At 44.0% G+C, this 25010-nt stretch carries 18 protein-coding genes; 13 read left to right on the plus strand and 5 right to left on the minus strand.

Annotated features, from left to right (window positions below; translation table 11 throughout):
* Nucleotides 1-7: 7 nt before the first annotated feature.
* From ACVBDY_RS08800 to ACVBDY_RS08815, 4 genes are all read left to right on the plus strand, one after another.
* A complete protein-coding gene (locus tag ACVBDY_RS08800; protein WP_447175102.1) occupies nucleotides 8-1684 on the plus strand; it encodes a RagB/SusD family nutrient uptake outer membrane protein in 1677 nt (558 codons plus the stop codon).
* A gap of 32 nt (nucleotides 1685-1716) precedes the next feature.
* Nucleotides 1717-3627, plus strand: coding sequence for a DUF4859 domain-containing protein (locus ACVBDY_RS08805; RefSeq protein ID WP_447175103.1), 1911 nt, complete (start codon nucleotides 1717-1719; stop codon nucleotides 3625-3627).
* Between the two features lie 131 nt (nucleotides 3628-3758).
* Nucleotides 3759-6095: an alpha-L-arabinofuranosidase family protein gene (locus tag ACVBDY_RS08810; RefSeq protein ID WP_447175104.1), complete on the plus strand. Its 2337-nt coding sequence runs from the start codon at nucleotides 3759-3761 to the stop codon at nucleotides 6093-6095.
* Nucleotides 6096-6174: 79 nt separating this feature from the next.
* Nucleotides 6175-8868, plus strand: a complete 2694-nt coding sequence (locus ACVBDY_RS08815) for a DUF5695 domain-containing protein (RefSeq protein ID WP_447175105.1) — start codon at nucleotides 6175-6177, stop codon at nucleotides 8866-8868.
* A gap of 3 nt (nucleotides 8869-8871) precedes the next feature.
* Here ACVBDY_RS08815 and ACVBDY_RS08820 read toward each other — a convergent pair whose 3' ends face one another.
* Complete coding sequence (locus ACVBDY_RS08820; protein WP_447175106.1) at nucleotides 8872-9675, minus strand: serine O-acetyltransferase; 804 nt, start codon at nucleotides 9673-9675, stop codon at nucleotides 8872-8874.
* 299 nt (nucleotides 9676-9974) lie between these two features.
* Between ACVBDY_RS08820 and ACVBDY_RS08825 the strand changes: the two genes are divergently transcribed.
* The 7 genes from ACVBDY_RS08825 to ACVBDY_RS08855 all read left to right on the plus strand — a co-directional run bounded on the left by ACVBDY_RS08825 (nucleotide 9975) and on the right by ACVBDY_RS08855 (nucleotide 17998).
* The gene (locus ACVBDY_RS08825) at nucleotides 9975-11510 is read left to right on the plus strand and encodes a YifB family Mg chelatase-like AAA ATPase (protein WP_447175107.1); all 1536 of its coding nucleotides are present in this window, start codon (nucleotides 9975-9977) and stop codon (nucleotides 11508-11510) included.
* A gap of 46 nt (nucleotides 11511-11556) precedes the next feature.
* Nucleotides 11557-12651 (plus strand): DUF2891 domain-containing protein, encoded by a 1095-nt coding sequence (locus ACVBDY_RS08830; protein WP_447175108.1) that lies wholly within the window; start codon nucleotides 11557-11559, stop codon nucleotides 12649-12651.
* The gene (locus ACVBDY_RS08835; protein ID WP_447175109.1) at nucleotides 12651-13853 is read left to right on the plus strand and encodes an Nramp family divalent metal transporter; all 1203 of its coding nucleotides are present in this window, start codon (nucleotides 12651-12653) and stop codon (nucleotides 13851-13853) included. Before ACVBDY_RS08830 ends, ACVBDY_RS08835 begins: the two co-directional genes overlap by 1 nt.
* Nucleotides 13854-13904: 51 nt before the next feature.
* The gene (gene pxpA / locus ACVBDY_RS08840; protein ID WP_447175110.1) at nucleotides 13905-14609 is read left to right on the plus strand and encodes a 5-oxoprolinase subunit PxpA; all 705 of its coding nucleotides are present in this window, start codon (nucleotides 13905-13907) and stop codon (nucleotides 14607-14609) included.
* Between the two features lie 100 nt (nucleotides 14610-14709).
* Nucleotides 14710-15435 (plus strand): 5-oxoprolinase subunit PxpB, encoded by a 726-nt coding sequence (pxpB, locus tag ACVBDY_RS08845; protein WP_447175111.1) that lies wholly within the window; start codon nucleotides 14710-14712, stop codon nucleotides 15433-15435.
* Nucleotides 15428-16288 (plus strand): 5-oxoprolinase subunit C family protein, encoded by an 861-nt coding sequence (locus ACVBDY_RS08850; protein WP_447175112.1) that lies wholly within the window; start codon nucleotides 15428-15430, stop codon nucleotides 16286-16288. The genes pxpB and ACVBDY_RS08850 overlap by 8 nt, the downstream gene beginning before the upstream one ends.
* 537 nt (nucleotides 16289-16825) lie before the next feature.
* The gene (locus ACVBDY_RS08855) at nucleotides 16826-17998 is read left to right on the plus strand and encodes a hypothetical protein (protein ID WP_447175113.1); all 1173 of its coding nucleotides are present in this window, start codon (nucleotides 16826-16828) and stop codon (nucleotides 17996-17998) included.
* Nucleotides 17999-18076: 78 nt separating this feature from the next.
* Here ACVBDY_RS08855 and ACVBDY_RS08860 read toward each other — a convergent pair whose 3' ends face one another.
* The gene (locus tag ACVBDY_RS08860; protein WP_447175114.1) at nucleotides 18077-19444 is read right to left on the minus strand and encodes a tetratricopeptide repeat protein; all 1368 of its coding nucleotides are present in this window, start codon (nucleotides 19442-19444) and stop codon (nucleotides 18077-18079) included.
* 690 nt (nucleotides 19445-20134) lie between these two features.
* On the opposite strand from ACVBDY_RS08860, the gene ACVBDY_RS08865 reads away from it, so the two are divergent.
* Nucleotides 20135-21235, plus strand: coding sequence for a Gfo/Idh/MocA family protein (locus tag ACVBDY_RS08865; RefSeq protein ID WP_447175115.1), 1101 nt, complete (start codon nucleotides 20135-20137; stop codon nucleotides 21233-21235).
* Nucleotides 21236-21339: 104 nt separating this feature from the next.
* On the plus strand, nucleotides 21340-22005 hold the full coding sequence (locus ACVBDY_RS08870) for a uracil-DNA glycosylase (RefSeq protein ID WP_447175116.1): 666 nt from the start codon (nucleotides 21340-21342) through the stop codon (nucleotides 22003-22005).
* A gap of 57 nt (nucleotides 22006-22062) precedes the next feature.
* On the opposite strand, the gene ACVBDY_RS08875 is transcribed toward ACVBDY_RS08870, so the two are convergent.
* The 3 genes from ACVBDY_RS08875 to ACVBDY_RS08885 form a co-directional block, all read right to left on the minus strand.
* Nucleotides 22063-22914, minus strand: a complete 852-nt coding sequence (locus tag ACVBDY_RS08875) for a substrate-binding domain-containing protein (RefSeq protein ID WP_447175117.1) — start codon at nucleotides 22912-22914, stop codon at nucleotides 22063-22065.
* 77 nt (nucleotides 22915-22991) lie between these two features.
* Nucleotides 22992-24149 carry a formylglycine-generating enzyme family protein gene (locus ACVBDY_RS08880; RefSeq protein WP_447175118.1) on the minus strand — a complete coding sequence of 386 codons (1158 nt, stop codon included), beginning with the start codon at nucleotides 24147-24149 and terminating at the stop codon, nucleotides 22992-22994.
* A 253-nt stretch (nucleotides 24150-24402) separates the two neighbouring features.
* Nucleotides 24403-24879 carry a hypothetical protein gene (locus ACVBDY_RS08885; protein WP_447175119.1) on the minus strand — a complete coding sequence of 159 codons (477 nt, stop codon included), beginning with the start codon at nucleotides 24877-24879 and terminating at the stop codon, nucleotides 24403-24405.
* Nucleotides 24880-25010 lie beyond the last annotated feature (131 nt).

Here is a 25010-nt window from a genome sequence, read left to right on the forward strand (position 1 = left end):
TGAAATTATGAAACCGATCAACTATATATCCAGGATTTTTATTACAGGTGCTGTATTTGTGCTTAGCGCCTGTACGGACCTTTCCGAAACCGTATACAGCGATGTCAGCGAGGAGAATATCGAGCTTACCGAAGCCGATATAGAGCGGATGTCAGGTGCTGTTTACGGTGAATTGCGTAGCGTATACTGGGCCTGGAACGGACTTTTCGATATCCAGGAAGAATCGTCTGATCTTATTATGACCCCTTTACGTATTGGCGTGGGATGGGGAGATCTCTACATTGCCATGCACAAACATTCTTTTAACTCCTATATCGGTCATTTCTGGACCATCTGGAACCATAGCTATAATGGCATAGGTTACGCCAATAAAGTCCTTGACCTGGAAGAAGTACAGCAAAATGCCGCTCTGAAGGCCGAAATGCGTACTATGAGGGCATTATTGTATTATATTCTTTTTGACTGTTTTCGTAATGTAGCCCTCGAAACCACCCAGGATGTGCCGCCGGGATACCTTCCGGAACAGGCAGATCCGCAGGAATTATTCGATTTTATCGTAACCGAACTTACCGAGGCAAAAGAAGATCTGGGAACAGATAAGATTTTCGGTCATCCCAATAAATATGTAGCCTCGATGATCCTGACTAAAATGTATCTTAATCACAATGCCTGGTTCAACGATTTTTCAAGTAACGAATATTACGAACTGGCACTGGAAGAAGCAGAAGATATCATCATGAACGGGGGCTACTCCTTGTCAGCTTCCTATAAAGATAACTTTAAGGCAGACCTCAACGGGAACCCGGAAGTTATTTTTGCTATTCCACTGGATATGACCTATGCTTCCGGGAATTACCTTGTGAACAAGGCTCTTATTGGTGCGGGAGCAAAAGCTTTCGGATATAACGGGACACCGTGGAACGGGAGTTGTGCCGTACCGCAGTTCATAGACACCTATCACGAAAACGACAGCCGTCTGGACGATACCTGGGCTAACGGTCAGCAATACGATTATAACAGCGGTGAACCCTTGAGAACCAATGCGGATGACCAGGGCGAAGTGAACCTGGTGTATACCAAAGAAGTACATTCCATAGACAACCCAGGGGCTTACATGCTTGAGGGATACAGGTTTGTCAAAAACGAAATAGTCCCCGGTAATGATGGAACTTATGGCGACGATGTTCCTTTTTTCCGCCTTGCCGACGCGATGTTTATAAAAGCAGAATGTCTGCTCCGCCTTGGACGTAACCAGTCGGAAGCAGCACAAATGATTACCGATGTACGCCAAAGGGCGTTTATGAACCCTACGGATGCCGTTCGTACCGCAGCCGACCTTATGGGAGGCAGCATTTACGATTACGGGCACCGGGAGTGGACCAACCGGGGTGCCACCGTGTATGACCCTGATGCTCTTGTTGCAACATACGAAGGAGGAGAAGATATCGAATTCGGAGGACTACTGGACGACCTTGCCTGGGAATTTGTCGGAGAACATCACCGCAGGCAGGACCTTATCCGTTTTCGTGTTACCGGAAAGGACATGAATGTGTATAACGGGAAGTCCTGGTTCTGTAAAGATGCCGAAACAGATCCCCAAACGGCGGTAAATAAGAACGTCTTCCCGATTTTCCAGGATTTTCTTAATTCCAATCCCAACCTGCAGCAAAATCAGGGGTATTAAACTTTTTAATTTAACCTAAATCAAAATCAACCATGAAATTAACCGATTTCAAAACAAAAGACCAAAAGAACCTTTTAGGTTCCTGTACCAAGTTATTTTTGAGTGCAGCCGCTGCTGTTATAATGATAGCCGGCTGTGCCAAAGCAGACCCGGACCCTTTGGATCCGGACAATGGCGGGGGTAACGGAGATACCTTTGACCCTTCGGCAGTGGACACGACTAAAATTTATAAACCGAACGAGTTCGGTAATATGGATTTTTTTGACAGTACCAGTACCTGGTATTACGGCCGTAGCCGGCAGTCCGAGCATTTCATCGTATTCTGGGGAGCCGATTACGGAAATAACGATCCGGGTTCAGCAGAAACCCCCTCGGCATACCGGGTGGATATTGACGATCTGTTGACCAAAGCAGAGGAATTTTACGCATTGAACATTGACGACCTGAAATTTGCAGAAACAGGGGTGGGCAATTCTAATCTGGATGATTATAAGATGATGATTTTTCTCTATCACCAGGACGAATGGCTGGCTACCGGCGCCGGGTATGACGATGTCATCGGGGCATTATGGGTAAGTCCTAACACCTGTCAGCCCGTGGGGTCCACGATTGCGCACGAAATAGGCCATAGTTTTCAGTACCAGGTACATTGCGATCTGGGTGGCGGAACAGGTTTTCGCTATGGTTTCGGGGGGAATGGCGGTAATGGCTTCTGGGAACAGACCGCACAGTGGCAGTCCTACCAAAGCTATCCGCAAGAGGCATTTACATCCCATAATTTTACCGTCTATACGGAAAATTATTTCCGACATATCTGTCACGAATGGCAGCGTTATGCCAGTTATTTTATACACTATTACTGGGCCGACAAGCACGGTGAAGATATCATTGGGAAAATATGGCGTATGGCTGAAGAACCTGAAGACCCGCTGCAGGCATATATGCGTATTACGGGTATTTCTACCGCACAGCTCAATGAGGAAATTTATGATGCTGCAACCAAATTCGCAACCTGGGACCTGGATGCCATACGCGATACAGGAGAAGATTACATTGGAGCACAGACCTTTAAATGTAACATGCTTAGCGACGGAAGCTACCAGGTTACCTACGATCGTTGTCCGGGCACCACGGGATATAATGTTATACGTCTCGCCGTTCCTGCTGCCGGAACAGAAATATCTACCGAATTTACCGGGATGGTAAATGCTGCCGGATACAACCAGGTACAGGATCCGGGAAGCGCGGGATGGCGTTACGGTTATGTAGCCTTGCTGGAAGACGGCACCAGGGTTTATGGGGATATGAACCAGGGAACCGTAAATACGGCAACTTTTACCGTGCCGCAGAACTGCAGTAAACTGTGGTTTGTCGTAACCGGAGCCCCAAGTGTTTATGCACCACATCCCTGGGATGAGGACGAAAGCAACGACGATCAGTGGCCCTATAAAGTTAAATTTACAAATACCGATCTTTACGGAAACATCCCGATAGATGATACATTGCCTCCGGCCGATGTAACGCTGACCTATGATGTTAGCTTTCCATTCAGCGGGGACAATTACTCCGGGGGAACCGTAGCGCTGGAAGAAGATCTGGCACAACTTGCACAGGCTTTCCTGCTTCAGCCTAATGAAATTACTAATTTGATGGATGAAAGTATTACTTTTTACGCGGTGGAAAGTGACGGAAGTCTTAACAGCAATACAACCGCAAACGGATATGGACATTGGTTCAATGCAGTCGGTGACGTAATCGGCTGGGGCGATGATGCCAGGGTTTATTCCGAATTCGATGCCTCGGTTTTCCGGTTTACCATAGGGCAATATCCGGGACAGACCGCAGTCGGGGATACGTATACCATAAAACAAGCGCTGGTATATGAACATGAACCAGGACAAACGGTCCAGGCAACCTTTGTCTTTAATATAACGATCCAATAAAAGACCGATAAACACAAAAGGAAAGAGCCTGTGGAAATGAGTTCACAGGCTTTACCTGAAAAAAACAAGCCAGGTCCGGTTTACGATGTTGGAATGCTAAGAAATCAAGTATGAGGAACGGAACGAAACAAATGAAAATTCATCAAACATTAATTATACTGTTTCTGGCAGTATGGATGCCATTCGGATGTTCCGGGGAAAAGGAAACAAAACTACTATCACCCGGACAAGACAAGAATGCTCCGGATTCCGGCTGGGAAAAAGAATATTACAGCAATCAGGAAACTTATTCGGATACCATATCCACACAGTTCGATACTCGTGTGCTGGAATTACAGTCGGATTCCATGACAGTTTCGAGGTGGTTTAAAAAGGTGAACGTTAAACCATATGCCACTTATAAGGTTTCCGGTTATATCAGGACAGAAGGTGTTTCGGGGGAAAATGAAAATTCCGGTGCCGGTTTTAGGTTAGGCCGGTTTGAATTAGCTAATGACCAGGTGTTTACCGGCGATACGGACTGGACCTATGTGGAAATGGAGTTTAATTCCGGCGGAGAAGACAGTTTTATGATAGAATGCCTGCTTGGAAAAAACGGAAAAGCAAAAGGTAAAGCGGGTTTTGACAATATCCGGCTGGAGGAAATTTCGGCCAGGGTATTGAAACCGGAAGTTACGATAAATATACAGGAAGAGCGCGACCCGATGTCGCCATACATTTACGGTCAGTTCATTGAACACATGGGTAAATGTATATATGGAGGCATATGGGCGGAAATGCTGGAAGACCGTAAATTTTACCACCTGCCGGGCACCGGAAAATCGCCCTGGAAGACGAGTATAGATACGACAGCAATAACCATAGACAACAGTCAGGAATATTCCAGGGGTAACATTCCCGTAGTAAATACAACCGGGGAAAAATGGACACTCACCCAGGACAGCCTGGCTTTGAAAGGAGGAAAAAGATATGTGGGAAGAGTCGTTTTACGGCCCGGAAGCGGGATGGATAAAATAGGGATTTCTCTGCATTCCGGTGAAAACGGGGAGGAGCAGATCCTGAAAATACCAGGCGACGGTTTTGTGAAAATCCCGTTTGAATTGGAGGCATCGTCCGATTCCGATAATGGTAGATTTACCGTTACCTTTTATGGTAGAGGTAAAGTAACGCTGGCAGCAGTGTCCCTGATGCCGGCAGATAATGTGCAGGGATTCCGGCCGGACGTACTTGAGCTCATGAAACAATTGGATGCTCCCGTTTATCGCTGGCCCGGGGGAAATTTTGTATCCGGTTACGAGTGGAAAGATGGTATCGGGGATCCGGATACCCGTCCTACAAAATTTGAAAGGGCCTGGAACGGCCTGGAATATAACGATGTGGGAATACACGAATTCATGGAATTGTGCAAACTGCTCGATGCCGAAGCGAATGTTGCTGTAAACACCGGCCTGGGAACTGCGGAAATGGCCGCCGAAGAAGTGGCTTATTTTAACGGAGATACCTCAACAGCAATGGGAAAGCTTCGAGCAGAGAACGGACATCCCGAACCATATAATGTAAAGTTATGGGCAGTGGGTAACGAAATGTTCGGAGACTGGCAACTGGGACATATGCCGGTTGAAGATTATGTGAAAAAACACAATGAAGTAGCCGAAGCCATGTGGAAAGAAGATCCGGACATCGAACTTATTGGCGTAGGTTTTCCCGGTAAATGGAACGATATGATGTATGCGCATAGCAGTAACAATATGACCTACATCAGCGAACATTTCTATAAACAGGACTGGCACTCAGGCGGATTGCTTACTCATGTAAAGCAGATACCGGATGTCATCCGGGAAGTTGCGGAAGAACACCGCCGTTGCAGGGAAGAAATCCCCGGCTTGAAGGAAAAGGATATAAAAATAGCTATGGACGAGTGGAATTACTGGTATGGCCCGCATGTTTTCGGATTGCTGGGTACTCGTTATTTCCTCAGGGACGCGCTTGGAATTGCCGCCGGTATTAACGAATTTTCCCGTCAATCGGATATTTATTACATGGCCAATTACGCGCAGACCGTAAATGTTATCGGGGCTATAAAAACAACCAAAACGGATTCCTGGATGGAAGGCACCGGGCTGGTTTTAAAAATGTACAGAAAGTATTTCGGAACACGGCCTGTTTCCGTAAACGGAGCCCCGGAACCATTGGATGTAGCGGCAACACTCTCGGAAGGTGGTAAAACGCTTACCGTATCGGTAATAAATGCCACTCACGATGAGTATCCGTTAAAAATTAATCTGCCGGGAATAGATGTAGAAGAAGAGGGGAAGCTTATCTCCCTCACCGGAAAAAATGATATGGTATTTAACACGGAGGAGAATAAAGATAATATTTTCATTTCGGAAAGAGATGTAACCTTAAAGGATAACAGTGTTCAAATCCCACGGGAAAGTGCGGGAATCTATCTGTTTACCGTGAAATAAAACAGCTTCGGACAAAAATTGTCCGTTTAGGGTGCGGAAGAGGAGAAGAATAATTAGTAAATATTAACTGTATAGTATAATGATTAAATTTTTAAAGAGCCGGATGCCTGTAATTCTGATGTTACTTCTGGTACGTATTGCGATTGCACAGGATTATTGGAGCAAGATTACGGAACGCCCTTCGGTGATGGAACTGGAAAAGGGATATACGACACATTCTACCGGAGATTTTCAGTTAAAACTGGTAAAATCTTCGCAAACGGTAGCTGCATTGTCACCTGTCTCGGTTCCTGATTTTGATTTTACTCCGGGCGATCGTCTCCGTATCCGAGATAAGGACAGCCTGTTTCATTTGGGAGATATTAATTTAAGGGTAAGGCTGTCCGGTGGAGCATGGAAAAATTATTCTACCGCAACCAAACGATCCGAAGTAAAACCGTTGACTGTTTCCGGTGATGTACTGGCGGCTGCCGACCTGGCCGGTACACTTCCGCAGGATATACCGCTTTCCGTAAAACGTTACTACGAAGCCCGGGAAGGTTCCCTCGTAATGCGTTTTGAAATTACCAATACCTCTGCTTCTGATGTGGAAATAGGCGCCCTGGGAATTCCTATGATATTTAATAACATACTCGAAGGTAAATCTTTGGATGAAGCCCATGCTCAGAATGTATTCTTCGATCCGTATACAGGAAAAGATGCGGGTTACCTGGAAGTAAAAAGGCTTCATGGTAACGGCCCTGATCTGTTGGTAATTCCGGAAGAAAATATGCCTTTTGAAGCATATCGCCCCTTACTGGAAGATCCCACACGCCAAAGTATCGTATTTGAAGGTTTCCACGAATGGATGGCGCACAGCAGGGCCTATGCCGAAACGGAATGGGAAGGAGTAGAGCAGTGGAACCATCCCACCTCACAAATTTTGCGCCCGGGGGAAATCCGTAACTATTCCCTTAAATTCGTACTTACGGACGCCATAAGACAAATACCTGAAGTATTAAAAGAGGAAGAACGTCCCGTTGCTGTTGGAATTCCCGGGTATGTTTTACCTATGGATGTTAAGGGACAGCTTTTCCTGCAATACGGAGAAGATGTGGACACCTTCAAGGTGGAGCCGGAAGGCGCATTAGAAATTGAAGCCGAAGGAATCACCGCCTCCGGTGCACGGAAATATACGGTTAACGGAAACCAATGGGGCAGGGCACGCCTGACCATCCGGTATAAAAACGGACTGGAACAAACTGTACATTACAACATCATAAAACCAGAAAGTGAAGTTGTAGAAGATTTCGGGAACTTCCTTCTTACCGAGCAGTGGTTTGACAAAGAAGGGGACCCTTTTCACCGTAATCCTTCCGTAATCAGTTATGACTATGAAGAAAAAAGACAGGTAACCCAGGACAGTCGTGCCTGGATAGCCGGTCTTAGCGATGAAGGCGGGGCTGGAAGCTGGCTGGGAGCCATGATGAAACAACTGGTACGGCCCGACAAAGAAGAACTGGAAAAGTTACAGCGGTTTATCGATGAAACCCTGTGGGGAACCATCCAGCATAGTGAGGGGGCACAAAAATATGGAGTAAAGAAAAGTATATTCTATTATGAACCGGAAAAAATGCCCGCCGGGACCTACGATGAGAGTGTCAATTACGGAACCTGGGCGGCATGGGATAAAAAAGGAGCGGACGATATTGGCCGCTCGTACAATTACCCGCATGTCGCCGCTGCATACTGGGTAATGTATCGTCTGGCGAGATATCACGAAGGGCTGGTCACCAATCATCCGTGGGAGTGGTACCTGGAACAAGCCTACAACACATCAATTGCCATGGTCGACCTGGCACCCTATTATGCGCAGTTCGGACAAATGGAAGGAACAGTATTTCTCGCCATCCTGAAAGATCTGCAACGGGAAAATTATACGGAAATGGCCGGTGACCTGGAAAATCGCATGAAAGAAAGAGCAGAACACTGGAAAAGCCTCAATTATCCTTTCGGAAGCGAGATGCCGTGGGATTCTACCGGGCAGGAAGAAGTGTACATGTGGTCCGATTACTTCGGATTTGATGAAAAAGCAAAGGTCACCCTGGATGCCATACTGGCCTACATGCCCGTAATGCCACATTGGGCCTATAACGGAAACGCCCGAAGGTATTGGGATTTTCTGTACGGAGGTAAACTTTCGCGTATAGAAAGACAGATACATCATTATGGTTCCGGATTAAATGCAATCCCCGTACTTACCCATTACCGCAGACATCCGGAGGATATATATCTTTTAAAAGTGGGATACGGCGGACTTTTAGGATCGATTTCCAATATTACCGAGGATGGTTTTGGTCCGGCTGCTTTTCACTCTTTCCCTTCCACTTTAAAGATAGACGGGCTGTCCGGTGATTACGGCTCCGGGTTTTTCGGATACGCAGTAAACTCGGCCACTTATATAACCGAAGACAAGGATATGGGATGGGTAGCATTTGGCGGAAATTGCATTGCTGAAAATAAAATAATAAAAGTAGAACTCACCACAGCAGCAAAAAACAAGATATATCTAGCCCCGGAAAAATTATGGTTTACCCTCGATGCCGGTAGTTTTAAACAGGTGAATTACGATCCGCAATTCGGGGAAACGGAACTGGTGCTGAACGCAAAAGACGAATTTACGCCCAAAGCGTATCTCCGTATAGAAGGTACAACAAAAAAGCTCTCCTATAAAAAAGAGAGAGGAGCTTATGTTATTCCTTTGAAGAGGAAAGAAACCAGGATTAAACTTTAAAGTTTAATCCTCGCTTTTAATCTTTCCGTTAGCTTTAATTTTTATATCCGGCGTGTGGTATACCAGGGAATTTTCCGGTACGGACTCTGTGAGCCACACGTTTCCTCCTATAATACTATTGGCGCCAATTACCGTTTTTCCTCCGAGTATGGTAGCATTGGCATAGATTGTAACATTACTTTCTACGGTAGGGTGCCTTTTTACGTCTGTAAGAGATTTTTCCACGTGGAGTGCTCCCAGAGTAACCCCCTGGTATATCTTCACGTGATCCTTTATCAGTGTGGTTTCCCCGATAACGATCCCCGTGGCATGGTCAATAAAGAAAGATTCTCCTATCTGGGCCCCGGGATTAATGTCCACTCCGGTAAGCCGGTGGGCATATTCCGCCATCAGCCTGGGGACTATGGGTAGTCCGTAAAGGTGAAGCGGTCTGCTAAGCCTGTAAATGGCAATAGCGTAAAATCCGGGATAAGCCAGGCATACCTCTTCAATAGTCCTGGAAGCAGGATCGTTCTCTACAATAGCTTTGGCATCGAGGTTCAGTTTCCTTAGGATTTCCGGAAGTTCGTTGAGGTAACTCTCCCATATCTTAGCGCAGGGTTTTCCCGGAGCCCAGCATGCCAGGTCCACAATTTTCTGAAACTCTTCTTTCAGCAGGTTAATATTATCAGAAACCGACATATCACTGTCAAACAACGTGAGGAACAATTGTGAGGCAAAAGCTTCGGTTTTTTCTTTTAGAATGAATTTCAGATTAGGGTTCTGTTTATGCTTTATTATATTCTCTATAATGGTTTCTTTTTTCATGATGTGTTGTGTTGCTGTTGGCCATAAGAGGCAAGGGGTTAAAAAAGCAATTAGGAATAGTATATACTAATCACATAAATAATGTTTCATTATAAAATCAGGGAAAACGATACAGCAGACCAAGAAAATGCCTGTCAGGAACCCCTAACAGACACCGATAATGGACTTGACTTTCCAGTAGGTTATATACAGATGATGGAGGTGAAACATGTTATATAACTTTTGACTGTAAATAACAAAGTTAAGAAGCTTCTCTTACATATATGTTAATTTTTATATTTTTAAACAAAAAAGAACATATGCTTACAAAAATATTCGGAAGTGCCGTTTTCGGAGTGGAAGCTACAACGATAACTGTCGAAGTCAATGTAGCGGTAGGTGTGGGATATCACCTTGTAGGGCTTCCGGACAATGCTATAAAGGAAAGCAATTACAGGATCGCCGCCGCATTGCTGAACAACGGGTATAAGATACCGGGGAAAAAGATAACCATAAATATGGCTCCGGCCGATATGCGCAAAGAAGGGTCGGCATATGACCTTACCCTCGCCGTAGGTATCCTGGCAGCTTCGGGACAAATAAAGAGTGAAGGGATAGAAGAGTATATCATTATGGGAGAATTGTCCCTGGATGGTAGCCTGCAGCCGATAAAAGGAGCACTTCCTATTGCGGTCCGTGCGCGGGAAGAAGGTTTCGGAAAGTTTATTCTCCCGGAACAAAATGCCCGGGAAGCTGCTGTTGTGGAAGGGATTGAAATATATGGTGTTAAAAATATCCGGGAAGTAATCGATCATTTCGACGAGAAAAAAAAACTTCAACGAACCATAGTAGACAAGCATGAGGAATTTTACAAAAAACTCGACTTCCCGGAACACGATTTTGCCGATGTAAAGGGACAGGAAAGTATAAAACGATGTATGGAAATTGCTGCTGCGGGCGGACATAATATTATCCTTATAGGTCCGCCCGGGTCAGGAAAGACGATGCTAGCCAAGCGTCTGCCCAGTATTCTTCCGCCGATGACCCTGAATGAAGCGGTAGAAACGACCAAGATACACAGTGTGGCCGGCCGGACCGGAAACTCTGGGCTGATGAGCCAGAGGCCTTTTCGTTCGCCACACCATACTATTTCGGATGTGGCACTTGTCGGTGGGGGTACTTATCCGCAACCCGGCGAAATTTCACTTTCCCATAATGGTGTACTTTTTCTAGATGAACTTCCCGAATTCAAGCGTGGGGTGCTGGAGGTTATGCGACAGCCGCTCGAAGACCGGGAAGTAACCATTTCCCGTGCAAAATTCACTGTTACATATCCATCATCATTCATGCTTGTAGCCAGTATGAACCCCAGTCCCGGAGGATATTTTAACGATCCGGATGCCCCGGTAACTTCTTCACCTGCAGAAATGCAGCGCTATCTGGGAAAAATTTCCGGGCCGCTGTTGGATCGGATAGATATACATATTGAAGTTACTCCTGTTCCGTTTGAAAAATTATCGGACAACCGGAAGGGCGAAGCAAGTGTGGAAATACGAAAAAGAGTGACTACCGCTCGCGAAATACAGTCCGAAAGGTTTAAAAATTCTGAAAATATTCATTATAATGCGCAGATGAATACCCGTCAGATCCGTGAGTATTGTGAATTGGATGATGTTTCGAAAGAATTGCTGAAAAATGCTATGGAAAGGCTTAACTTGTCCGCCAGGGCTTATGACCGGATATTGAAAGTAGCCCGTACCATTGCCGACCTCGAACATTCCGAAAAGGTTTCCGGCAATCATATCAGCGAAGCAATTCAATACCGAAGCCTGGACCGCGAAGGCTGGCTGGCTTAAAATAATCCGTAATCTCGTCTCAAATATCTAACATCTAATATCTGATATGAAACAACTTTCTACTGTTTTGATCCTTTTACTTCTGGTGTGTTGTACTCCGAAAAAAAACCGGGAAAAATCTGGAAAACCGGAACCTGATATCCGCGAAGTCACACTGACTCCCGGAGAAGCCAACAGACTGGCCGCATTACCGCTGGCCTGTATGCAAACCGAGTATCCGAATAAACTGAACCAGACCTTAAGTGATTCTACCGACCTGCAATCACCCGAAAGTCTGCATCCGGCCTTTTACGGCTGTTTTGACTGGCACTCGTCCGTACACGGGCACTGGATGCTGGTAAATCTGCTGAAACAATTCCCGGATATCGAGCGGGCAGAAGAAATAAAAAAGAAGTTAAACGAAAATATTTCACGGGAAAATATATTGCAGGAAATAGCCTATTTCTCCAAAGAACCTTCTTATGAACGGACTTACGGATGGGCCTGGTTGCTGAAGCTGGCTGAAGAATTGCATACGTGGAACGATCCTTTGGCAAGAGAACTGGAAGAGAATCTGCAACCCCTTACGGATGTTATTGTAAGCGGTTATATGAATTTCCTCCCTAAACTGAATTATCCCATACGTATAGGGGAGCATTCCAATACGGCATTCGGGCTTACTTTTGCTTATGACTATGCAAAGACAGTAAACGATGCACGGCTGTTAGAACTTATTACAGCCAGGGCCAGAGACTTTTACCTGCAGGACGCGGATTGTCCCATCACCTGGGAGCCCGGAGGTTTCGATTTTCTGTCCCCCTGCCTGGAAGAAGCGGATATCATGCGAAGAGTATTGCCCAAAGAAGAATTCGGGAACTGGCTGCAGAAATTCCTGCCGCAGTTAAAGAACAGATCTTTTAACCTGGAACAGGGAATGGTATCCGACAGGGAAGATGGTAAACTGGTGCATCTGGATGGCGTTAATTTCAGCCGTGCATGGTGTTTGTACGGTATTGCCAAAGACTTTCCTGAATACGGTCATTTAAAACGGATAGCAAACGACCATGTGCTTCATTCACTTCCGCATATTGTAGATGACAATTACGAAGGAACGCACTGGCTGGGATCTTTTGCCGTATATGCCCTGAACACTGCGCACTGATGTTCGGATTTTTCAAAAATATAGGACCAGGTACCCTTGTCGCCGCGGCGTTTATAGGCCCGGGCACGGTTACGGTATGTACGTTGGCCGGAGTAGGATTTGGCTATGCTTTACTTTGGGCTATGGTGCTCTCGGTAATAGCTACAATAGTTTTACAGGAAATGGCCGTACGTATAGGTATTCTCACCCGGCAGGGACTGGCCGAAATTATAAAAAGGGAATTACGATCGGATAAATGGTTGAAAATACCGGCAATGGTACTGGTCTTTTCCGCGGTAGTTGTTGGTAATGCAGCTTACGAAGCCGGGAACCTTAGCGGCGCCTCTCTGGGTATTGCAGGAATTTTTGGTGAAGCATACGGTACTTTTTACCCTGTAATAATAGGCGGAATAGCATGTGTTCTTCTCTGGATAGGAAATTATAAAATTCTGGAACGGTGTATGATAGGACTGGTATTACTTATGAGCCTCTCTTTTTTATGTGCTGCAGTGCTCACCAAGCCCGACTGGGGGGCTGTACTTCGGGGTTCTTTCGTGCCGGGGTTTCCGAAAGACAGTATATTTACTATTATAGGACTGGTGGGAACAACGGTAGTGCCGTATAACCTGTTCCTGCACGCTTCACTGGTAGGAGAACGGTGGAATAAGGAATCCGACCTGAAACCGGCAAGAAAAGATACCCTGATATCAATAATACTGGGGGGAATGGTGTCTATGGCGATCATTATAACTGCTGCGGGTAGCGGCCTTACCAATGTGAGTAATGCTATGGATATGGCACATGGGCTGGAACCTTTATATGGCAGATATGCCACCTATTTTGTGGGTACCGGTTTGTTTGCAGCGGGAATAACTTCCTCCGTTACCGCCCCGCTTGCGGCGGCCTATGTGGCTAACGGATGTTTCGGTTGGAATGCTTCTCTCACGGATATACGGTTCCGGATGGTCTGGATGGTGATCATCGGTATAGGGGTGGTATTTGCTTCCCTGGGACTGAAGCCCATAGAACTTATTCTGTTCGCTCAGGTGGCCAATGGTATTTTACTTCCGGTTATAGCCCTGTTTTTATGGTGGGTGGTCAATCGCGCGGGAGTGCTAGGCTTTTATAAAAACACTTTATGGCAAAATATAATTTCCGGGATTATTATACTTATAACTGTTATCCTGGGATTGCGGAGTATTGTCAAAGTCTTTGGGTGGTAAACCCGAATCATTGATAAAACTTGTTCAAAATAGCGAAAAAAACTGATGTGAATGTCTGTAAAACTGAATTGTGATGTAGGCGAAGGGTCGAACAATGAGCATTTGCTGATGCCCTTTATATCTTCGTGTAGTATTGCCTGTGGCGGGCATGCCGGAAATATGGAGAGTATGCGAAAAGTGGTGGACCTGGCCGTGCAAAATGACGTGGGGACAGGCGCTCATCCGTCCTATCCGGACCGGGAAAATTTCGGAAGAAAATCCTTGAATATGGAAGAGAGAGAATTGATCGGATCTCTTCAGCAACAGATAGCCATTTTGGAAAATATACTAAGGGAAGAGGGAGTACCGTTACATCATATCAAGGCACATGGGGCTTTATACAACGATATGGCGAAGAACAAAAACATTGCGGAAATATTTCTGTCTGCTATAAGGTCATACCGCGATCGGGTGCCGGTTTACGTTCCGTATAATTCCGTGATCGAAAAACTGGCTGTTTCAAAAGGATTCCGCATTACTTACGAAGCTTTTGCCGACAGGAACTACAATGATGATCTGAGCCTTGTTGCCAGAAATACCGAAAATGCCGTGATTCTGGATAAAGAAGAGGTGCGAAAACATGTATTGTTTATGGTAAAAGAAGGTAAAGTACGTACCTTAAGTGGCAAAGAAGTGACTATAAAAACAGATACTTTTTGTTTGCACGGAGACAATCCCAATGCGGTTGAAATACTTCGTTACCTGATACAAGAGTAGTATGTACAAATATTAATAAACATCTATAAGTTGCAAATTTACATAGGTTTTACTTTTAAAATATAGAGTTTTTTAGGTACTTAGCAATATGACTTCAACTTTGAAAAACTACGAACTCGTATATAAACCTATGGGAGAGACGGCTGTTCTTATGGAGTGGCCGGAGGGAATTGACGAAGCCGTTCTGGAAGACGTTATCCGCTTTCGGCATTCCATTCATAAGGCTTTTGGGGACAAATGCGAACTGGTGCCGGCATATCACTCCCTTTTGGCTATTTTTTCCGAAAAAACGGAATTCGGAGAAATAATCAAGGAGTTTCGCAAGTTGTATTCAGACCGTAAACACAAACCGCTCAAACGACGTTTATGGCATATCCCTGTATGTTATGACGAAGAGTTCGGGCTGGATATTGAAACTTTAGCCAGGGATAAAAAAATGCCTGCGGAAGAACTTGTGCAACTTCATACGAAAGGGGAGTATACCGTATATGGCATAGGCTTTTTGCCTGGTTTTATGTACCTGGGCGGACTGGACGAACGACTTTTTTCTGCACGGAGGGACGAACCCAGGCTTAAAGTAGCAAAGGGGGCTGTAGGTATAGGAGGAAGACAAACGGGGGTGTACCCCCAGGAGAGCCCGGGAGGCTGGAATATCATCGGAAATTCTCCGATAAAACTGTTTGATGCCTCCCGGAAAAAACCATGCAGAATAAAGGTAGGTGACAAGGTGATGTTTTTCAGTGTCAAAAAAGCCGAACACGAGCTGATAAGTATTGAGGCTTCCGCAGGAGTTTATAAAATAAAGAAAGAAGAATGGCATGATTAAAGTCTTAAAGCCGGGTTTTTATACCTCCGTTCAGGATTCCGGCAGAACAGGATACAGGCATATGGGAGTGCCGGTTTCGGGTGCTATGGATATTTTTTCGGCTGTGCTTGCCAACAGGTTACTGAATAATGATGATGACGCTGCCATTCTGGAGATGACCATGATGGGACCAGTACTGGAATTCTCCGAACCTACGCATATTGTGGTTACCGGGGCAGAGATGCAGCCCTTGCTTAATAAAACGGAAATACCATATAACCGTGTGGTTCGGGTAAAAAGAGGAGATGTGCTTTCCTTTGGTAAATTGCACAGGGGAATCCGTGCCTATCTCGGGATTAAAGGCGGAATAAAAACGAATAAGGTGCTCCACAGCCGATCAATGTATGTCCCCGTAACCAAAACAGCCCGTATACCGGAAGGAGGTACTCTGCCCTATGAACCTTTTGAGGGAGATATAGAAAATCTTATAGAGATAAAGATAGATAATGACTTTCTGTTTGAGTCGCGTTTAAAGGTCTGTCCCGGACCAGAATACGAATCATTATCCGAAGGCGACAGAAAACAGCTGGAAAATGCTGCTTTTACTGTTTCCGCACAAAACAACCGCATGGCTTACCAACTGGAAGAGCTTTTGTCTCCCAACAATTTCAATATAATCACTTCGGCTACAATTCCCGGCACTGTACAGCTTACCCCTTCCGGAAAAATGATCATATTGATGCGGGATTGCCAGACTACCGGAGGATATCCCCGTATCTTGCAACTTACGGAAAGGAGTATTTCTGTCCTGACACAGAAGAGGTCGGGCGAACTTGTGGATTTTCAGGTTCTTACACAGAATATTAAATCCTAATCTTTATGGATGGGAAAAAAATCTACTGAAAAAACTATCTTACTTGGGTCCTGTGGAAGTTTCAGGTGTATAATTTAAAAGAACTTAAAGTTACACCATTATGAAACAGAAACACTCTATATTAGAAGAATTTTGGAAAATTGCTCCGGCTCATTTCCGGCAATTAAAATATTGTCCGGGTAAAGATTATATTATAGGAATCCGACAGAAGGGATACCAGAACCTCCGGGCACGATCTCCGATTTACTGAAATTGTATATCGTGGCCACTGGGGAAGAGCTATTTCCCGCCAGGATATCAATGCAAACAACATACTAGGAAACATCTATCAGTTGTTGCCCATGCACGAAAGTGAATTTATTGACATCTTTCGGGGTTATTTCCATGAAGATTAAGGCTTTTTCAGTCTGTCCTTAAGCTTATCCCAATTTAAATGCGAGGTTTTCATCTGGTATTTTCCCTCTCTATCGCCGGCAGGGAGAAGGTAATCTATTGTCTGAAAACGACCTTTTTCTAAATTATTTAAATCTAACACTTATGAAAAATACCGCTTTACAAAAGATACTGTCTAAAATAACTACTCTAATAGATGCTCAATACATTTACACTTCCGATACGGGAAAAGGTGAAGATATGAAGAAACTGATATTGATATTGTTTCCGGAAGAAGCTTTGCCCCGGCAAAACGATCACTCTGCCATTATAGCAGATATATTGGAAGGCCAGGAAGGTTTTCTGCTTCGCCTGTATACGTTGGAATATATGCAAAAACAAATGTGTGAGGGAAACTTGTTTTTTATACGTATTTGCCAAAGCCCGAATCTGGTTTACAGAAATGAAGGACAAAACATGAAACCACTATCGGAAAACATCGATATGGAAAAGGCACTGGCCACGGCAAAAAAACGTTTTGAAACAGACTGTGTCAAAATAAAGGCTTTCCGGGAAGGCACCGATTTTTATTATGATAAGGAAGATTATCCGCAAACCGCTTTTATGTTGCATCAATCTATGGAAATCTCTTTCCGGCTGGTGGAAATACTGGTAACCGGAAAGGAAAAGATATGTCATAGTATTGCGGAGCATCAAAAATATATCCAGCATTTTTTTCCGCAGCTCGGTGTACTGTTTGACCCGGAAAATCAATATGAAAATAGGGTATTACAGTTGCTTGACCGTGCTTATAAAGAAGTACGATACGGATATAACTACCAAATAAGTACAGAAGAACTGCTATTTATGCAAGGGAAATTCAAGGTATTGCAAACCGCTCTCCGAGAGCTTTTCGATACGGGGATAACAGCATGCAGAGTAGATAAAAATGCTTCACAGCCCAGGAAAAAAGCCCCTTCATTACCACACACAACACCATTGTCTGCAGAAGAAAGGGACGAGGTAAAAAGGAGAATAGAAAAGCTTATAGAAAATAAATTTTATAAATATCAGCAAAATTCCGAAAGCGTATACTACAGGGCTGGTTTTTTGCTGGACAATCCTTTGGATGTACTGTTTGGCGTTTCGAGCCTGGTCAAAGTTTGTATTATGGCTTTGGAATACCCGGAATATGACTTATCCGGGTTCATACGACAACCATATATAGATATAAAAGCTGCTCTGGAATTTGCCGTACAGTTAATGCCCTATGAAGAAATGGAATGTTTTAATGAAATAATGTACGAATACCTGAAAAACGGAGTGCCGGTCGTTTGAAAAAAAAACCGGGCTTACAATTTTACGATGTAAGCCCGGTTTTTCATATTGTAATGGCTGAAAGAGGAAACGTTGTTACTATAAATTAGGCACTTTTATGCTACCACCTATCCAACAACTGAAGTTAACTGTTTTTCCGGCCATTCCGGCACTAAAGATATCCTGCTTGCTTGGGGCTCTTCCCGCATAACTAGCAGCAGTTTGTGCCGCACGGCTTTTCAAAGATGGGTCAACCTGTCCGGCTTTTCTTGCCATCTCCGCAGCTTTCCAGTAAATAGCCCTTTTCTCAAAAGTAGTGCTACCGCATTCATTAGCGCTGTTGGCATATAGGGAAGCAATGATCAGGTAAGGTGTCCCGTTCGCAGGGTTAACGTCCAAAGCCTGTTGAGCATAGTTTCTAGCAGCAGATTTTTGTCCGCTTTTGCTCATTTTGGAAGCAATGCTGGTCAGTTTGTTTGCCTTTCTAACCGGATCGCTTTCAAGGTTAATAGACTGTTTGAAAAACTCCAGGGCTTTGTTTTTATTCCCTTGCTCTTCATACAGGGAACCCAAATAATATTTGGAACTTGCGGAAGGCTCAATTTTATCAAGAGCTTCTACCAGCTTTACAAAAAGAGGATCTCCGGTACAATCTTTGGAATCCATTCTTCCTGCAGCACTTTTAAGCCATGTTGCATCATTTTGATGTGAGTCAAAATTCTTTTGGTATAGAGGAATCAGGTTATCACAATCCGCCAGTTTTCCTAGTTTGTTATCTACACTGCTATTTATTTTTTCGTAGTTTTCTCCGTTTTGACGGGCACCGGCCAGTATTTGTTTTTCTTTAGCAGTAAGAGTTCCCTCGTCTTCTTTGGCTACGTATTTTACGATGGTTTCCGCAAGTTCCTGGTTCTCTTCCGCGATCTTTGCAGTTACTTCATCATATACATCAAATACTTCCTGGAGGTCTTTTTTACCGGCAGCCTGTAAATCTACAAGAGTAGAGAAGTAGAGGTATAGTGCTTTCGGGTTTTTAAAAGCGTCTTTGTCTTTTTTAAAAGCCTGGTCCAGAAGATTATAAACTTCTTCCTCTGATCCCAGTTTGTTGTCATTCATCAGGAGGGCAATGTCTATCTTGCTTCCTACTTCATTGTAACGCTTGGGAAAATATTTTGGGGCAGATTGATATAACTCCGTCAACGTTTTTATATACTGTTCCTTGTTTGAAGGATCTTTTTGAATTTTATCCTTCAGTATCCGTTCACCGTAATGATATGTAGCCCAATGCAGATCAGGACAGTTTTCATAGACCATTTTCCACGGCTCGTAGGCCGAATCATAGTTTTTGTTTTTTGCGTGTTCTGCAAAAATGGAAAGGTTTTGTGGGCATTCCGGGTTCTGAACCTGTCCGAAGCTGAAAAAGACAGTGCCGAAAATACCTGCCAATACGGAAATTTTCCTTTTCATGATGTATTATTATGGATTAACGTAAATAATCGCAAACTTATAAAAACATTATAAATAAATCCATTGAAAGAAGTAATTTCCTGGATTTAAATATGGAAAAAGAAAAATTACGATCGATTTATTACATAATTTTAAATAAAAATAATGCTCATTTAACCCGGTAAATGTTTTTTACAGAATATCCTTTCACAAACGTGTGTAAACGGCTCTTGTCGATAAAACCAAATTCCAAGAAGAGTTGTTTAATCCCGTACCGTGTTTTAAGCACTGTTCCAGCAGACTGTAGCGATGTTGCTGAATGTAATTCTTTAAGGACTTCCCTGTCTTTTCCTTAAACAGCACTCCGATGAACCGCTTGTAACGTTCCATAATTGAAATTTACAAAAAAATAATGTCTTTTTATAAAAATGTTCCTGCCTCCTTATTGTTACTTCGTATAAAATCATGAGATGTGAGAAAGGTCTGATATTTATAGCTGTTTTGGACAAAATAGCCGAAAAACATCAAACATGATAAGCGCTACCAATTAAAAACAATTACAAACCCTGTTTGATGTACCGAAACTGCAATTGACAACGAAGATTTGAAAATGCTGCATAAAGGAAGTAAATAATGGCTTTGAGACAGTTTTTTTTGATAACCGCAAAAAATAAATTAACTTAATCGTCTGATATCAAAACTTCTATAACCATGAACGCTTTTTCAAGAAGAACCGTATTGAAAACTATTGCCCTGGGAAGTGGTGCCATTGCTTTTACGCCTAACCTGTTGTTAGCTTCTGGCGATATATCCAAAGAACGCCTGGGAGTGGCCCTTGTAGGACTTGGGTATTACAGTACCGATTTGCTGGCTCCGGCATTGCAGCAAACCAAAAATTGTTATCTCGCGGGGATTGTAACCGGAACTCCTGCCAAAGCGGAAACCTGGAGTAAAAAGTATAATATTCCGGATAAGAACATATACGATTATGAAAATTTCGATACCATAGCGGACAATCCGGATATCGATGTGGTTTATGTAGTCCTTCCACCTTCTATGCACCGGGAGTATGTTGTTAGGGCAGCGGAAGCCGGAAAACATGTGTGGTGTGAAAAGCCTATGGCACTTACGGAACAGGAATGCAGGGATATGATAGATGCCTGTACTAAGAATAAAAAATCCCTTGCTATTGGTTACAGACTGCAACATGAACCTAATACACAGGAATACCGGCGTATTGTAGAGGAAAAATTACTGGGAAATGTCAAGAATGTAAATTGTGCTGCCGGGTACAGAGATAACCGTACCGATCATTGGAAGCAAAAAAAGGAAATGGGAGGTGGCGCTTTATATGATATGGGAGTATATGCAATCCAGGGAGCCCGCCTGGGATCTGCCATAGAGCCCGTGGCAGTGGTCTCTGCCGAACTATCCACAACCAGGCCTGAGATTTATAAGAACGGACTGGATGAGACTGCCGTGGCAAGACTGGAATTTCCCGGAGGTGTTTTTGCAGATATTAAAACCAGTTTCGGGGAGAATATTAATTTTCTCCATATAGCGTGCGATAAAGGTGATATTAAAATGGCCCCTTTTTCTGCTTACGAAGGAGTTAAGGGTAGCAGCCCATTGGGAGAGATCAACCATCCTTACAAGCTTCCGTGGCAGCAAGCCAGGCAAATGGATGATGATGCGCTGGCCATTATGCAGAAAAAACCCATGCTGGTACCCGGGGAAGAAGGACTCAGGGATATCCGTGTTGTGGAAGCCATTTACAGATCTGCCGAAAATGGGGGAGAAGTAAAGTTGTAAAAGATCTGAGGAATAATAATTTACTGTTTTGTGAATAACAGCTATTCCTGCTTTTTTGATAAGCTTTCGGGATTCATTATTTTTGGCATGACAAACTAGAAATAATGAATGTAAATATAGACCCCAGCTGGAAAACCCAACTGGAACCGGAATTTGAGAAGCCTTATTTTGCATCCCTGACAAACTTTGTAAAGAATGAATATCAACAGTATAAATGCTACCCGAAAGGTAGTGAGATATTTTCTGCCTTTGACCATTGTAGTTTTGATGATACAAAAGTGGTGATTATCGGTCAGGATCCGTATCACGGTCCCGGACAGGCGAACGGACTTTGTTTTTCGGTTAATGATGGTATAGCACATCCGCCTTCGCTTATCAATATTTTTCGGGAAATAGAAGCGGATATCGGGATTCCTTATCCGAAAAGTGGTAACCTGGAACGCTGGGCTAACCAGGGAGTACTGCTTCTTAATGCAACACTGACGGTAAGGGCACACCAGGCCGGGAGTCATCAGAACAAAGGATGGGAGAATTTTACGGATGCCGTAATCCAAAAGGTTTCAGATGAAAAGGAAAACGTGGTGTTTATGCTATGGGGTGGTTATGCCAAACGAAAGGGAAGCAAAATAGACCGAAGCAAACATCTTGTACTTGAAACAGGACATCCTTCACCATTGAGTGCTAACCGGGGGCTATGGTTTGGCAATAAACATTTTAGCAAGACCAATGTCTACCTGGAAAATCTGGGAAAACAGCCCGTACAATGGTGATTTTAGATAGGATTTCAGGTTGTATATTTATAGAAATACACAACCTGAAATGTGTGGCTACACGAGGGTGACCAACTTTTCATAAGGCAGTTTTTCCGGAATAAGGTTCAGTTCAAGAAGCTGGTCTTGTACCGTCTCTATAGTCTTTTTATCCATAGGGGACTGGCTCCACCGGGTTAAAGAAAGCCATTCGCGTATGTCTTCGGCTTTCTGATCGAATCGATTGGCCAGGGTTCTGTCTATACTTGGGATCTGTTTAAAATCTTCTGTATACGTATTTATCACTTCCAGAATGTGTTTGATCACATTCCTGTTTTCTTCCAATGTTTCGGTCCGTACGGCGATAACAAAACAGGGCCACGGTGTAGGACAGTCCCCTATACGGCGGAATACCCCTCTGTCTACCAGTGGCTTGGTCATAAAACGTTCCCACATAAAATAATCAGCCTTGCCCGCCGTAAGGGCATCTACTGCACCATCTATAGTATTCACGATCTCAAATTTGAGATTTTCTGTTTCCCACTCCATTTTACGGGCATTAACGAAAGACATCAGGTGTGACCCGGAGCCGAAACGGCTTATGGCGGTTGTAGTGTTGCGAAGGTCCTCAACCTTTTGGTACCTGGATGTTTCTGCCACATGAATGCCCCATATCAGCGGGCTTTCTATGTACGTTTGTACTATACCGGACGGATTACCTGCCGTAATATCTTTTACTATACCTTCGGTGAGAATAATGGCAATGTCGGTTTCTCCGTCCCTAAGCATGTTGCACATTTTACCCGTACCTTCAGGAGTGTCTTTCCATTGGAGGTCAACACCTCTTTCTTTAAAGGCCCCTTCCTCAATAGCAAAGTGCCAGGGAAGATTAAAGTGTTCCGGAACCCCGGTTATTTTTATGGTTTTCATTCAAGGATAATTTTTATAATACCTTCCGGAACTGTACTCCGGGGCAGGCTGAATCTCAAACTGTACTGTTATCTGATCTATTTTCCGGGAGAAACGCACCGGAAACCCGTATGCTGCATACCGGTATCGGGAGAGGACTTCATGCGTGATGTTACCCGATACCCTTTACAGTATGATGCATTACAAAGAAAAGATCCACCACGGATCACTTTTTTCGGAACGGTAGGCTCCATAGGGTCGTAGCTGTTTTCCGGACCTTTCGGGTTATCGGTTGTTTTACCCTGTAATTGTTGATAATAATCGTTATGATACCAGTCCGAACACCATTCCCATACATTTCCTGCCATGTCGTACAGTCCATATCCGTTCGGAGAAAAGGATTTAACGGGGGCGGCGAGGGGATAGGTGTCCCAATCGGTATTTTTGTTCGGGAAGGTTCCCTGCCAGGTATTGGCTTTGGGTTTGCCCTCTTCGATATCTTCATTTCCCCACGGGTATTTACTATCTTCAAGTTTGCCACGGGAAGCAAATTCCCATTCTGCTTCGGTAGGCAGCCTTTTTCCGGCCCACCTGGCATAGGCATTGGCATCGTCCCAGGAAATGTGCACTACTGGATAGTTATCTTTTCCTTCTATATAACTTCCCGGTCCTTCCGGGTGTTTCCAATCGGCACCTTTCATCCAACTCCACCATTGTGATGCATTATTTAGGGGTACCGGATGTGCCGGAGGGGAGAACACAAGGGAAGCAGCAACAAAGACACTGTCATGAGGTTTAGGGGTCCCAGGAGGAAGTTGCTGTTTGATATCTTCCCATTTTGGTGCCTTCTCTGCTGTGGTAACATACCCTGTTTCTTTCGTGAATTTCCGGAACTGGGCATTGGTCACTTCTGTTTCATCCATCCAGAAACCGTTTACTTTTACTATATGGGAGGGGTATTCATCTTGTCGTCCTTCGTCATCGGAAGCCCCCATATGAAATTCTCCCGCAGGAATCCAGACCATATCTTTATGGGAAGTTTCTCCTTGTGGGATGTTTGCGGAATCACTGGCCGAATTACCGGAAAACCGTTGTGGAAGTCCGGTTTCACAAGAAGTTATACTATCCGGAACCTCGTGCTCCAGATTCTCTTTTTGGGTTTGGTTCTGCTCCTTGTTCCGGGAATTGCAGGATATCAGGATGCCGTGTAATACGAGGTATAGAACAAAGACACAGGAAACACTTTTCAAAGACATTTTGTTGGGTTTTGGACCTAAAGGTACTATAAACGTATAAAATATGGAAGTGAAAGTGATTTGAAGCCGACAGATCAGAGATTGATGGAAAATGTTAGGCTATTATTTCCAGGATATTGTTGGATTTGAGACTAGGTATCCTTCAATACCATTAAAAAAGAAGGAGTACGAGTTTCCGGCACACAGACATAGTATAAAAAACTCCCGAAAACCAAGGCTTTCGGGAGCTGAAATATCATGTTAATAAATATTCTTAGAATTGATAACGGATACCAAGAGCTATATCCAGGTCCAGTCCGTCCCTGTATTCATCCGTAAAACCCAGTTCAGGCCTGAAATCCAGGGATAAAATAAGCGGAATATTGAAATCATATTCGATACCAACGTCACCTGCTACAAAAAAGAAGGCACCGCTGTCGTCAATATCGTTATTGTCGTAGCTGCCAAGGCCACCACCTGCGCCTGCATACCAGTTAAAATTACCTTCAAGATTCCATACCCATTGGTACAGACCGGTAAGTTTAAAGGCATCCACATGATCGGAGTCCCTCCAGCCCAGATCGAGTTCCAGGCGGTTATTGGCTCCCAGGGCTCTCTGATAGGATATTTCGGCTCCAAACCCTTTACTGTCCCCTAAACGAAGGCCAAGGGCATTAGGAGATATCTCCTGTGCCTGGGACGTTGCCATGAACCCCACAAACAAAACGGCTAAAAAAACAAAATTTTTCATAACAGATATTATTAATTTAACAATATTTATAGGTGAATATAAGGAATTTTTTTAACATTTATACATCCAAATCCATATGATATTTGCGAATCGGATTGCAAAATAAAAGGATAACTCTAAAACCTTCTTTG

This window comes from Sinomicrobium halophytocola (assembly GCF_052983395.1).

Bases quoted from the DNA above. Each gene is read 5' to 3' on its own strand.
- ACVBDY_RS08855 (WP_447175113.1), top strand. From the start codon at position 16,826: ATGAAAAATACCGCTTTACAAAAGATACTGTCTAAAATAACTACTCTA.
- ACVBDY_RS08870 (WP_447175116.1), top strand. From the start codon at position 21,340: ATGAATGTAAATATAGACCCCAGCTGGAAAACCCAACTGGAACCGGAA.
- ACVBDY_RS08800 (WP_447175102.1), top strand. From the start codon at position 8: ATGAAACCGATCAACTATATATCCAGGATTTTTATTACAGGTGCTGTA.
- ACVBDY_RS08880 (WP_447175118.1), bottom strand. From the start codon at position 24,149: ATGTCTTTGAAAAGTGTTTCCTGTGTCTTTGTTCTATACCTCGTATTA.
- ACVBDY_RS08820 (WP_447175106.1), bottom strand. From the start codon at position 9,675: ATGAAAAAAGAAACCATTATAGAGAATATAATAAAGCATAAACAGAAC.
- pxpA (WP_447175110.1), top strand. From the start codon at position 13,905: ATGTCTGTAAAACTGAATTGTGATGTAGGCGAAGGGTCGAACAATGAG.
- ACVBDY_RS08830 (WP_447175108.1), top strand. From the start codon at position 11,557: ATGAAACAACTTTCTACTGTTTTGATCCTTTTACTTCTGGTGTGTTGT.
- ACVBDY_RS08865 (WP_447175115.1), top strand. From the start codon at position 20,135: ATGAACGCTTTTTCAAGAAGAACCGTATTGAAAACTATTGCCCTGGGA.
- ACVBDY_RS08810 (WP_447175104.1), top strand. From the start codon at position 3,759: ATGAAAATTCATCAAACATTAATTATACTGTTTCTGGCAGTATGGATG.
- ACVBDY_RS08835 (WP_447175109.1), top strand. From the start codon at position 12,651: ATGTTCGGATTTTTCAAAAATATAGGACCAGGTACCCTTGTCGCCGCG.
- ACVBDY_RS08860 (WP_447175114.1), bottom strand. From the start codon at position 19,444: ATGAAAAGGAAAATTTCCGTATTGGCAGGTATTTTCGGCACTGTCTTT.
- ACVBDY_RS08850 (WP_447175112.1), top strand. From the start codon at position 15,428: ATGATTAAAGTCTTAAAGCCGGGTTTTTATACCTCCGTTCAGGATTCC.
- ACVBDY_RS08815 (WP_447175105.1), top strand. From the start codon at position 6,175: ATGATTAAATTTTTAAAGAGCCGGATGCCTGTAATTCTGATGTTACTT.
- ACVBDY_RS08825 (WP_447175107.1), top strand. From the start codon at position 9,975: ATGCTTACAAAAATATTCGGAAGTGCCGTTTTCGGAGTGGAAGCTACA.
- ACVBDY_RS08885 (WP_447175119.1), bottom strand. From the start codon at position 24,879: ATGAAAAATTTTGTTTTTTTAGCCGTTTTGTTTGTGGGGTTCATGGCA.
- ACVBDY_RS08805 (WP_447175103.1), top strand. From the start codon at position 1,717: ATGAAATTAACCGATTTCAAAACAAAAGACCAAAAGAACCTTTTAGGT.
- ACVBDY_RS08875 (WP_447175117.1), bottom strand. From the start codon at position 22,914: ATGAAAACCATAAAAATAACCGGGGTTCCGGAACACTTTAATCTTCCC.